Origin of the sequence: Pseudomonas syringae group sp. J309-1, from assembly GCF_032582135.1 — a bacterium.
In the GTDB taxonomy this organism is placed as follows: domain Bacteria; phylum Pseudomonadota; class Gammaproteobacteria; order Pseudomonadales; family Pseudomonadaceae; genus Aquipseudomonas; species Aquipseudomonas quasicaspiana.
This window is the reverse complement of record NZ_JAWHNU010000080.1, coordinates 11,828-22,194: the sequence shown is the minus strand read 5'-3', so window position 1 is coordinate 22,194 and position 10,367 is coordinate 11,828. Positions and strand designations below refer to the sequence as shown.

12 protein-coding genes are annotated in these 10,367 nt (G+C 54.5%); 6 read left to right on the top strand and 6 right to left on the bottom strand.

Annotated elements, in window-relative coordinates; translation table 11 throughout:
- Window positions 1-87: 87 nt before the first annotated feature.
- Complete coding sequence (locus RX972_RS27025; protein WP_316880050.1) at window positions 88-690, bottom strand: hypothetical protein; 603 nt, start codon at window positions 688-690, stop codon at window positions 88-90.
- 400 nt (window positions 691-1,090) lie between these two features.
- On the opposite strand from RX972_RS27025, the gene RX972_RS27020 reads away from it, so the two are divergent.
- The 5 genes from RX972_RS27020 (at window position 1,091) to RX972_RS27000 (ending at window position 4,584) form a co-directional block, all read left to right on the top strand.
- Window positions 1,091-1,618, top strand: a complete 528-nt coding sequence (locus tag RX972_RS27020) for a hypothetical protein (protein ID WP_316880048.1) — start codon at window positions 1,091-1,093, stop codon at window positions 1,616-1,618.
- Window positions 1,619-1,855: 237 nt separating this feature from the next.
- Complete coding sequence (locus tag RX972_RS27015; RefSeq protein ID WP_316880046.1) at window positions 1,856-2,347, top strand: GNAT family N-acetyltransferase; 492 nt, start codon at window positions 1,856-1,858, stop codon at window positions 2,345-2,347.
- Between the two features lie 169 nt (window positions 2,348-2,516).
- A complete protein-coding gene (locus tag RX972_RS27010; protein WP_316880044.1) occupies window positions 2,517-2,921 on the top strand; it encodes a DUF6896 domain-containing protein in 405 nt (134 codons plus the stop codon).
- A gap of 36 nt (window positions 2,922-2,957) precedes the next feature.
- Window positions 2,958-3,311, top strand: a complete 354-nt coding sequence (locus RX972_RS27005; protein ID WP_316880043.1) for a hypothetical protein — start codon at window positions 2,958-2,960, stop codon at window positions 3,309-3,311.
- Between the two features lie 28 nt (window positions 3,312-3,339).
- Window positions 3,340-4,584 carry a DUF4303 domain-containing protein gene (locus RX972_RS27000; RefSeq protein ID WP_316880041.1) on the top strand — a complete coding sequence of 415 codons (1,245 nt, stop codon included), beginning with the start codon at window positions 3,340-3,342 and terminating at the stop codon, window positions 4,582-4,584.
- Window positions 4,585-4,607: 23 nt separating this feature from the next.
- Here the strand turns inward: RX972_RS27000 and RX972_RS26995 are convergent, their stop codons facing one another.
- Genes RX972_RS26995 through RX972_RS26980 form a run of 4 tightly spaced genes read right to left on the bottom strand, consistent with a single transcriptional unit; the run spans window position 4,608 to window position 7,119 of the window.
- Window positions 4,608-5,405, bottom strand: a complete 798-nt coding sequence (locus RX972_RS26995; RefSeq protein WP_316880038.1) for a hypothetical protein — start codon at window positions 5,403-5,405, stop codon at window positions 4,608-4,610.
- Window positions 5,406-5,408: 3 nt separating this feature from the next.
- Window positions 5,409-5,846 carry a hypothetical protein gene (locus RX972_RS26990; RefSeq protein WP_316880036.1) on the bottom strand — a complete coding sequence of 146 codons (438 nt, stop codon included), beginning with the start codon at window positions 5,844-5,846 and terminating at the stop codon, window positions 5,409-5,411.
- Window positions 5,843-6,448, bottom strand: coding sequence for a DMP19 family protein (locus tag RX972_RS26985; protein WP_316880035.1), 606 nt, complete (start codon window positions 6,446-6,448; stop codon window positions 5,843-5,845). Before RX972_RS26985 ends, RX972_RS26990 begins: the two co-directional genes overlap by 4 nt.
- 38 nt (window positions 6,449-6,486) lie before the next feature.
- Entirely contained in the window at window positions 6,487-7,119 is a 633-nt protein-coding gene (locus RX972_RS26980; protein WP_316880033.1) for a hypothetical protein, read from the bottom strand.
- Between the two features lie 202 nt (window positions 7,120-7,321).
- Here RX972_RS26980 and RX972_RS26975 point away from each other — a divergent pair, with 202 nt between their 5' ends.
- Complete coding sequence (locus tag RX972_RS26975; protein ID WP_316880031.1) at window positions 7,322-7,822, top strand: NTF2 fold immunity protein; 501 nt, start codon at window positions 7,322-7,324, stop codon at window positions 7,820-7,822.
- A 474-nt stretch (window positions 7,823-8,296) separates the two neighbouring features.
- On the opposite strand, the gene RX972_RS26970 is transcribed toward RX972_RS26975, so the two are convergent.
- Window positions 8,297-9,544, bottom strand: coding sequence for a ribonucleotide-diphosphate reductase subunit beta (locus tag RX972_RS26970; protein ID WP_027901745.1), 1,248 nt, complete (start codon window positions 9,542-9,544; stop codon window positions 8,297-8,299).
- Window positions 9,545-10,367 lie beyond the last annotated feature (823 nt).

The following is a 10,367-nucleotide window of genomic DNA, read 5'->3' as shown; positions in this document are numbered from 1 at the left end:
CGTGGAACTGCTCGCCGGTGTCGCCCAGCTAAGCGCGATACCCATCTTGAAGTCGGTGGGGTTTATGGAGCGCTTACAGTTTTTCACCTAAACAAGGCGGGAGTCTGATCTCGGTTCTACTGTTCGATTAAATGCTTCTGCTATCGTGTGTAACTGGATATCGAAACCATACAAGGTTTCCCCGTTTTCGTCACGTGTATGGACACCCGCAATGCTTCCTTTGTACTTGCCAATGGGTACGGGGATTTTCTTCCATCCTGTGTACGTTTCCCACTCCCAAAACACTGCCATATCTGCCAGGTACAAATCATCACAGACGTCTAAGTAAAAATATTTGTCTTCGAACAACACCTTCCTATCGGTAGCCTCTGATGTCTCGTCGATAAAAAAGCGAATGCGATAGCTACCGTCGTGAATACCCATGATAGGCCATGCCCAACCTAGGTCTAAAATTTCATCGCCTTTATTCGTGGAGGTGAAGGCTTCAAGAATATTTTGCCCATCCTCTATCGCCCCTCCGAATAAGTCCATCAAGCACGGGTAGACAAATAACACAGCACCATTGAAGTCGACGTCAATATTGCACTCGTATATCACTTGCAACCTCCCTTGATAACGCCTGTTTTTTCCCACACTGATGTAGGCCTTGGTTTTTGATGCCTTTATGGCTAAAAACGCCCGCTCAGGCAAGCAGACGTTCCCGTCGTTAATTCATCGATTTTCTCTCAAACAGCACCTTTCCAAGGCGGTTCCCCGCATTACCTGCGCAGCTCTCGCACAGCTATCAGCCGCTTTGGCATTATCTACAGGTCCGATAAGGCAAATGAAGGACATCTGTGTCATAGAGGGGAACCGTTGTGTTCATGTCAGGCAGGTATTTCAACAGAAACCGGGGCTTTTGGGGATTTCCTTAGCTCTTATCGAAAAAACACAGCAAAGGCTGAGGTTTGCTCATTTTTCTGATTTAAATAACGATGAGCCTGAAGCATCCACTGCGCTATAGTATAACTCCCCAGGAGGTAGCAAAACTTTCATGAACAAGAGACTTCGAGCCTCCCTAATACGCTGGGATTTTTTTTGCGGAATATTAATGTTTTCCGCATTGGCAATAACAATCATTGGCTCGGTTATTTTCTTAAAGCCGGAAGCTGCTGGTGGGTCCATGAGCGGCTTAGGCGATGGGCTTTTTTTCTTTATATGGGTATTTGGCCTCGCAGGTACGGTCATATGCTTCATTGGAAATGCCACGGGTAAAACAATAATGGCGATGATTGGTTTCGGTTGGTCTTCATTATCATTAATAGGGGGTTTCATAGCCCGCAGATGCGTTGAGAACGATCTGTGTTCTTATGACACGAGCCAAAATGTTTGGCTGGCTGCGATATGCCTGGTTATCCTCGCCTCGCTACTTCTTTATGACAAGAAAAAGGAAAAAATCGCCCCCGCTGGTAAGACCCTTATAAAGGTACTTGCACGTTCAATGGTCGGTGTGTGGACATGTGTTCTATTGCTTGCTCTTGCAACCTTCAACAAGCCACTACCTCTACAAATTGACCGAACGGCTCATCCGACGACAGAACAATTTGGTAACCAGGGAGGGGATACAGACAATCCTTAGCCGTGACATTTTTTGGCGATGACTTCGCCCGTGGCAGGAGTACGCAGATCATAAGTCATCCGGGCGATATGGACTGTGGAGTGACTCCGCATGGTTGCCGTGTGCTCAGTGAACATCGAGATGTCCAGCCCATAGGGGCGGTCACGCTGTCGCTGTATGGCGCGCTTTCATTAAATCTGTGTCTAACAATCTCCCCTTGACCGCTCTAGCATCAAACGCTCCGCTCAGGTGCATGCGATGAAAGAGATTCCCGGCAACATCGATTTTTCAGGCTTGGCGGCTCGTCGACTATTACCCGATGACCTTGAGATGATTTGTGTGCACCGTGAAGCGATGTTCCTTGAGGCGGGAAAAGATCCATCGGTGTTGCGGGTGATGACTGAGCACTTCCGGCCCTGGTTGCACCAGCGCCTGTTCGATGGCCGCTACTACGGTTTTGCGCTGATGGACGCAGAGCAGCCTGTGGCGGCGGTAGGTCTGATGAGTATCGACTGGCCTCCTCATCCGTCCCATCCGACCCTGGATCAGCGCGGCTATGTGCTGAACGTTTTCGTCGAACCCTCTCACCGACGCCGGGGTCTGGCTTCAGCCCTGATGAAGTTGGCTGAAGCGGAGTTTGCTCAACGTGGGATGAGTTTCGCCATACTGCACGCGACCATGGTCGGTAAGCCGGTGTATGAAGGGCTGGGTTGGGTGGCTACTTCCGAGATGGCGAAAACCCTTTCGTGACGGTCTGTCTCGGGACCAGGGTCGCCGCTTTCGGTCGTTGATGAAAGGCTGCTTCGGGGCGGTGAAAACATCGCCAGCCGCGCACGCTACGTCGAGGTGATGAACCCGATGTTTACCCGGATCGGCGCGCGTATGGCACCCACACGTTTGTTTATAAAAGCGAGACCCTATGAATAACCAACTCGCCATTTTGATCAGCGACTATCAGGCAGGCGTTGCTGCCGCAGTGGATCTGATGCAAAGGTCTGGCATCCCGCGGCCCTCGACTAATACGGATTGGGTCTTTAATGACATTCCTCAGCGCGGAGAGCTGGAAGGCGGTGTTCGTTACTTCAAGCACGGCTATGGCTGCGCGGTTAGCCTCCCTACCGGTACAGTAGATTTTGACTTCGGCGCTCATGGTGAGATCGGTGGCTTTGACGCATGGCGGCTTGCTGGTTTTGCCGGCGACAAGTTGTCGGAGTACGGTTTTGCTGATGAGGCTGCACTCACAGCGTGCATCGAAGCCGGAGTGGCGGCAGGCTCTCTCGTGTATTCCGGGTACATTCTTTATTACGTAGCGGATGACGCCTGATAATTCCAGTCCCGACCCAGATGCAGGAGCACACTCATGAGCGACATCGAAATACTGTCCCTGTCTCCCGACAGTCGCTATCAAGTCCAGGCGACCCCGTGGGAAGCAGGCAACTCGCACTGGCTGTTCCCGCCGCAAATCATCGATACCCAAAACGGTAACGAGGTGTTTAGCTTCAAGGATCCGCTGTGGTCAGCAGACCGCAGCACTTGGCTAAGCCCGACCCGGGTCGAACTCAGGCTGCGCAAGTACCCCGGCCATCGCGCCCCTCTGGGGCTTGTGGTGATTATTGAATGTGCGCTGCTTACCGCCGAATATGGCGACGGCACGCATATCGAATTAGCCCGTCTGGAAAGCACCCTTGAGGGGATGCTCGACCTGCTGGGCTGAACTCACTTTGTCAGCAAGGACCTGAATGATGAATTGGAAAGCTCTGGAGCAGGCGCTGTTCGACGCCGCCAGACAGACATTGCAAACGCTGCTCGATGAAGGCGGCAGCCCTGTGTACGCCGCAGCGTTTCATGCCAGCTACCGGGAAGAAGAGGGCGTTCTGTCGCTGCCCAGCTTTGGGGCAAACACCCTGCAGGCGCTCAGCGAAGACTTCCCTGATGACGACGATGAAAGCTTCAGCTCGGTGAAGTGGAACCCGGCGGACTGGCGCTGGGATTGGGAAATCTGCGCGACTGAGCCGTTCAAGCCGCTTGATGATGAGCTGCAAGCCTATGCCAATGGGCTTCGTCCGCGCGAATGGCAAGCGGCTGAGCGACGCTTCCTGGTCACCGTCAGCCGTGCCGCCAGGGCGCTGGGCCGCCATTTCAGTGGGCACCCTGGTGTGACGCCTGGCTTCGTGGTGATTTTTCATGACTTTGGTGGCTATACCGCCTTGGCCAAGCGCAGCATGACGCGCCAGCAGTTCGAGGAGAATTTCCCTGTCGAACTGGCCATTGAAAACCAGCTGCGCGAAGTCGCTGCCTTGCCGCTCGCCGAGCAGGCCGCGTTTTACGTCAGCCGCTTACATTGTTTTGATGGTGTTTCCGGGGAAGACGCAGAGCCGTGGTTGATTGCCAACGGCCGTCCAGCACAGGCAGCGCTTATCGAGCAGGTCAACGGGCATAAAAAACCTACACCTGCCGCGCGCATTCTCGGGCTGGCCGGCTTTGCTGATGAGCCCGTGATCCAGGCCCTGCGCCGACAAGCGATTGAAGCCCCTGAGCAACCGACCCGCAACTGGTGCGCGACGGCCTTGGGTTACCTTGAGGATTTTGACTGGCTTATGCAGCAAGCGCCCGACGTCGCAGTCGCGGGGATTTGCGCTAACCTTGACGGTTTCCGCTGGCGGGCCGTGCAGCCACCGGTGCTGGATTACAGGCCCCTTGAGCGTCTGCTTGATCAACGTCCTGAAGTTCGGGCTGCGGTTGAAGAGAAATTTGAAGAGTTCTACCACCCAATCGATACCACTACTGCTGATGTCAGCGAAGCCTTGCGCGGACTGGCTTCACCCCACGTTGCCATTCGTCGTCATGCGGTGAGTGGATTGAATAACCGTGGCTTGCTGCCCGACGACGCGCGTCGGGCCATTGAGGCGATACGTCGGGCAACACAGGATACCGATGAGCAGGTGCGTTACGTCGCGGGCGTTGGCCTGGAGGCGATGCAACGCTAAGGGGCTGTTCAATCGGGGAGCTTTCAATCGTGACCGAAGGCGCGCTGGATATCTTCCAAGAGGGTGAACGGGTCACTTACGGCGAACAAACCAATCGACGGTTGTAAATGATCAACACGGGGCGCGGGAAAGCCGCTAGCGATGATCTGAAACTGCCTGGCCCTGTCCGGCACATCCCGCAGTCCATAAGGCGCGTGCTGTGCGATACGCATCGTGCCGTCATTGTAGCGCTGCCCTTTGGCCTTGCAATGCCGGAGGTCTTCAGGCTCTGGGCGCTGGCGTGAGGCGAAGTCGTAAATCTCGACCACCGGGGCTTCGTGATTACCCAGGATGCTATGGACGTAGATCGCATAAAACCATTCGCCGATCTGTACTGACAAGACGTCGCCCTCTCGCAAGAAGGTGATGTTTTTGTCGAACGGCGGGCGTCGTACCAAGGGTATCGGTGGGGAAGTCAGCAGCGCCTTGATGGCGTCGCTGTTGCGTTCGAAGGTATCGCTCAGCACGACCTGCTCATTAAGCCTGTCGACCGCCTCCAGCGCAGTCCGGGTCAATGCCTCATCGCAAAAACCATGACGATGAAGCACGGCCGCCATCGTCAGGCACACCAGGTCTTTGTAGTGTGGGCTGGCGTCATCACGTGGGCCCTGCAACACACAATCCCAACGCAGGAACACCCGCTTGAGCACTTGGGCAGTCAGTACCTCATGGGGGATTTTTTCAGGGCCAATCATCTCCCATGCAGTCACCCGCGCAACGTCATGGGTGATCGGCTCAACGAGATCGTCGGGCAGATAGCCCAGTAGTTTTTTATGATTCAACGTTCATTGCCTCGGCAGTGAGTAGTGTTTGATGCGGCACGGATAATCCTTCCATTCGCCTTTACAGGTGCCATCCAGGTAGCGGTAATCAAAGTGCACCACTTGTCCTTTTTTGGGCCAGGTTCGGCGCGGAAGCACGGCCTGATAGTCTGACGTTTCCGGCAGAAACTTGAGGGTCGTGCCTTTCTCCGGGCAGACGACCGTGGCGGTCTTTGCGCTTACCTTGAGGATCTCGGCCTGCAACTTTGGATAGGGGTTTGTCAGGACATCAGTAATACGCAATTCCATGCTGCAGATTTGCCACGATGCTGCCAGGACGGCTGGGCAGAACATTGAAAGCATCGCAGTAAACAGCACGTAGTACGGTGCGTGATTTTTCATGGTTGGCATTGCCTGGGTTTGCTGATTTGAGTGGAGATTGTCATCTGGCCTGATGGTCAATCAGCCTCTTTTTCGAACAAGCAGTGCTCAAGGGCGTACTTCAGCAAGCGCTCGTCGAGTTGTTCGGCATCCTTATAAAATTGGTTGTCGAGGGCATCCAGCGCCGCTTCGCAATCAAGATCTCGCTCGTCTGCGTAGGTGGGCATGCTCAACTGGCGCAAGCCCTGGTCGGTGGGCACGGGCTGGGTGCCGAACAGCAGGCGCCTGGCCTCTTCGAGCAGCGCCAGTGTCTGCGTCGCGCCCAGTTCAAGCAGGCCTGCGCAAGCGATGTCGAAGTGATCCCCCGAGGAGTTGCCGAAGTACTGGTCGAAGCCGCCGTTGTAGATCTCGCCCTGTAATGCGCTGACGGCGTAATAGCGCTGTTCTGCCAATGCCAGGCCTGAGAAACCTTCGGGAGTGTTGTAGACGCGGTTGACCAGCGCCGTCCAGTACAGCGCTCGCGGGCTGACGATGTAACGCTTGTGCTCTTCGGCCCGGAGCTTGCCGTCTTCGATACGCTTCCGATAGCCACCCTTGCAGGGCATGCACATTCCGTCGTTGCGTGCCGCCGTGGTTGCCAATATCAAATTTGCGCAAACCCGGCAGGGTTGTTTTTCGCTCATGGTCACTCCATTGGGTTTTTGCTGACTGCAAGGCCTACTCAGCGCATCCAGTCACGCAGTACTTCGAATTCAATAGGGTCTGGTTGTTCCAGGCTTGCCTGTAACAACTCCGACTCCTCTTGGGAAATGAAAGCGTTCACTGTTCTGGGAGTGCTCTCGGCGCCGTCCTTGAATGACCTGGCCACACAGGGTCTGGAAAAAAGGTCGGCAAGTAGCGCACGGTGTTCTGGCAGCAATGCTGGGTGGAGTAATTGCACTTCATGGGTGATTACTGGGCCCATCTCTGTTTGATATTTCAGGTGGGACACGTCCGCCGCTGCGCGTACATAGTGGCTTGTCACCCACGACGATATGTCGATGTGGGCAAGGCTTGTCATCTGCCCGAAATGCAGTGCTTGTGCGATCCCCGTCTGCCCATTTGCCAGACGCACGAAACAGTAGGGCTCACCGCTGCCATTAGTCGCGAAAGGCAGAAACGTTCGACCTTCATGATCAGCCGGATCGAGCCACTCATCAATTTCACGCTCAGCCGTTTCGGCATCAAGCAAAAACACGTCATAAACACTGCGCATGGTGTTTTTGTCCGATTGCGCTATGGCCATCAATGCTGAAAAACGTTCCGGTAGCTCGATGCCAATCTTGAGTGCGAGCTTTTGAAAAGCGGCGTCCATTTCAGCGTCCTGTCTCTGGGTCAAAATAAGCGGGTTGCTTATGGCGATGTTCCTTCGAAGATTATCGTGCCATACATTGCGATGTGAAGTGAGGTGGGGAGGGACGGTGTGTCCATGAGAGCCCGATTTGAACCTGTGATAGCCATCAGGCCTGGCTCTTTGTAAGCTACGAAATCGAGCGTTCAAGCAGTGTTCTGCATCAATGGAAATTCTGGGGCCAGGTAAAATGGACGAAGCGTCACTCAAATCACATCTGGCATTGCACGTCAGTGAATTCGGGGCTAAATGGAATTCGATCGAGCGTGATATCTACGCCGGAAGTAAAAAAGAAGATGGTGAGCTACGGCAGAAGTATCCGGGCATTGAATACCACTACGCGGAAGGCAGAACCGATTGGTTTGCCATATTCGGTGAGCGTACGGCGCCGCTTTTTGATGATTACTGCACAGATAAGCGTCGGGTGTACGGCGGTAAAAATCCTGGAAGCTTTGGCTTTCCAGCGAAATTCAACGGCGTCGAAAGTCCAACGGAAGTTCTGGTGGAGATCAAAACCAAATCCAGAGCTGAAGTGGTGATTAAAACGGAGACGAGCTTTCAGGACGAGTATCTCTTCGTCATGTTGAAAAAAGCGGGGGAGTGGAAGATCGACAGTTACAAGTCCCGTCGGTATGGGAACGAGAAATGGGATTCGAGAATCTTGTGATCGGCGCGTTCATCAAAGAAATGTAATTGTCTGAATTCTCACGGAACCCGTGCAGACTGTGTGAAAACTACTGCAGGCTGGGCACCTTCGGTGCTACGCGCACAATACTGCGTTAAAACAGGCGAAAAATGCTCATTTAGAACACTAGAGTCGGACGCGACCCCGGCCGTTTTTCGCCTGTTTTTGCCTTGTCTTGCCGTCGCTCGCTACGTTTTCACACAGTCTGCGTGGGACCGAATTCATTCGGGAATAGGTCGGTACATCCGCCACATCATCGTCGTCTGGAATGCTGCCTTCCCGGATAAATCCGGTCCTACCAGATCTATGTTGCCGCGAGACGGCGCGGTGTCAGGGACATCGGGGCCACTCCGTAGCTCATCGATCAACCTTTCATTCAACGGCATACATAGCCAATAAAAAAGGGCCGCCTTCTCAGGCAGCCCTTTCATTTGAAGCTTTTGAGCGGGGGATCAATTAATCCCAGCTCAACGCCCCACCAGTCTGATACTCAATAACCCGTGTCTCGAAGAAGTTTTTCTCTTTCTTCAGGTCCATGATTTCGCTCATCCATGGGAATGGGTTGGTGGTACCTGGGTACTCTTCTTTCAGACCGATCTGGCTCAGGCGACGGTTAGCGATGAACTTGAGGTAGTCCTCCATCATCGCCGCGTTCATGCCCAGTACGCCGCGCGGCATGGTGTCGCGTGCGTATTCGATTTCCAGCTGGGTGCCTTGCAGAATCATCTGGCTGGCTTCTTCCTTCATTTCGGCGTCCCACAGGTGTGGGTTTTCGATTTTGATCTGGTTGATCACGTCGATGCCGAAGTTCAGGTGCATGGATTCGTCGCGCAGGATGTACTGGAACTGCTCGGCGACACCGGTCATTTTGTTGCGACGGCCCATGGACAGGATCTGGGTGAAGCCGCAGTAGAAGAAGATGCCTTCCAGTACGCAGTAGTAGGCGATCAGGTTGCGCAGCAATTCTTTGTCGGTTTCGACGGTGCCGGTTTCGAACTTCGGATCGGAGATCGAACGGGTATATTTCAGGCCCCAGGCGGCTTTCTTCGCGACCGATGGAATCTCGTGGTACATGTTGAAGATCTCGCCTTCATCCATGGCCAGCGATTCGATGCAGTACTGGTAAGCGTGGGTGTGGATCGCTTCCTCGAAGGCCTGGCGCAGGATGTACTGGCGGCACTCCGGGTTGGTGATCAGGCGGTACACGGCCAGTACCAGGTTGTTGGCAACCAGGGAGTCGGCGGTGGAGAAGAAGCCCAGGTTACGCATGACGATGCGGCGCTCGTCGTCGGTCAGGCCTTGTGGGTCTCTCCACAGGGCGATGTCGGCGGTCATGTTGACTTCTTGCGGCATCCAGTGGTTTGCGCAACCGTCCAGGTACTTCTGCCACGCCCAGTCGTACTTGAAAGGCACGAGTTGGTTAAGGTCGGCGCGGCAGTTGATCATCATTTTTTCGTCAACGGCAACGCGGGCGCTGGCGCCTTCGAGTTCAGCCAGGCCTTCGGCGACGTCCAGTGCGTCCAGTGCTTTTTTGGCACGGATCAGGGCAGCAGAGTCTTTGTCGGTGACGGCGCGAGCTTCGGTGGCTGCGGCGCCACCGGCGCTGTCGAGGCGGTCCATGTTGGCTTCGTTAGCGTGACCGGCGTTGGTTGCTTTGACAGCTACTTCGCCGTCTTCTTTATCGAATTCGTCCCAGCTCAGCATGGTGGAAGCTCCTGAATTTCAAAGGATGTAGTGCCTGCGTCGAGTGGATGACGCCGGCAACGGAATTTTCGAGTTTTACTCAGGATCGACCTGTTTGTGGTGCTGCGGATCGATCATTGGATTTGTCGCCGCGCCTTTGGGGCCTTACAGGCGAGCAAAACGGGGACTCAAGGTGGCTTTCAGGCAAGACAGCATTGCGTGGGCAAAGGGTCATTTGAGTACCTTGGAGCGAGCGCGGGATTATACAGATTTCGCCCGACACTTGTTCATCCGTAACTGCGTTTGAGGAAGGAATTTCGTTATTTTCTTCTGCATTTGTGGGTTCATTCTCAGAGGAGAAGGTACGACCGAAAATGCAGCGGAAATCCCTTATGTAGTGTTTTTCATATTTCGAAACACAGCATATAGATCATGAGGGTGTCCGGCAATGTGTCGTTGCGACGCATTTGCGGTATGGGGATTTGGCTTGACGGGGGTCAATGTTTCGCTATGCCTTGAATACCGGGGGGGTGTGGCGGGAGGGGGATTGCAGGTGGCTCGATTAAAGTGACCAACGGTTGTTCGAAGCGGGAAGGATACTGTGGCTTGAACCGCGTTATCGTTCATCGCGGGCAAGGCTCCCACAGGGTTCGGTGGTGGGGCACAGGCATTGTGGGAGCAGAGCTTGCTCGCGATTGGGGGTGCCGCGGCTTGCAGTCATACCGCGTTATCGTTCATCGCGGGCAAGCCCGGCTCCCACAGGGTTTGGTGGTGGGGCACAGGCATTGTGGGAGCAGAGCTTGCTCGCGATTGGGGGTGCCGCGGCTTGCAGTCATACCGCGTT

Bases quoted from the DNA above. Each gene is read 5' to 3' on its own strand.
- RX972_RS27020 (WP_316880048.1), top strand. From the start codon at position 1,091: ATGTTTTCCGCATTGGCAATAACAATCATTGGCTCGGTTATTTTCTTA.
- RX972_RS27015 (WP_316880046.1), top strand. From the start codon at position 1,856: ATGAAAGAGATTCCCGGCAACATCGATTTTTCAGGCTTGGCGGCTCGT.
- RX972_RS27010 (WP_316880044.1), top strand. From the start codon at position 2,517: ATGAATAACCAACTCGCCATTTTGATCAGCGACTATCAGGCAGGCGTT.
- RX972_RS27005 (WP_316880043.1), top strand. From the start codon at position 2,958: ATGAGCGACATCGAAATACTGTCCCTGTCTCCCGACAGTCGCTATCAA.
- RX972_RS27000 (WP_316880041.1), top strand. From the start codon at position 3,340: ATGAATTGGAAAGCTCTGGAGCAGGCGCTGTTCGACGCCGCCAGACAG.
- RX972_RS26985 (WP_316880035.1), bottom strand. From the start codon at position 6,448: ATGAGCGAAAAACAACCCTGCCGGGTTTGCGCAAATTTGATATTGGCA.
- RX972_RS26980 (WP_316880033.1), bottom strand. From the start codon at position 7,119: ATGGACGCCGCTTTTCAAAAGCTCGCACTCAAGATTGGCATCGAGCTA.
- RX972_RS26975 (WP_316880031.1), top strand. From the start codon at position 7,322: ATGGAAATTCTGGGGCCAGGTAAAATGGACGAAGCGTCACTCAAATCA.
- RX972_RS26970 (WP_027901745.1), bottom strand. From the start codon at position 9,544: ATGCTGAGCTGGGACGAATTCGATAAAGAAGACGGCGAAGTAGCTGTC.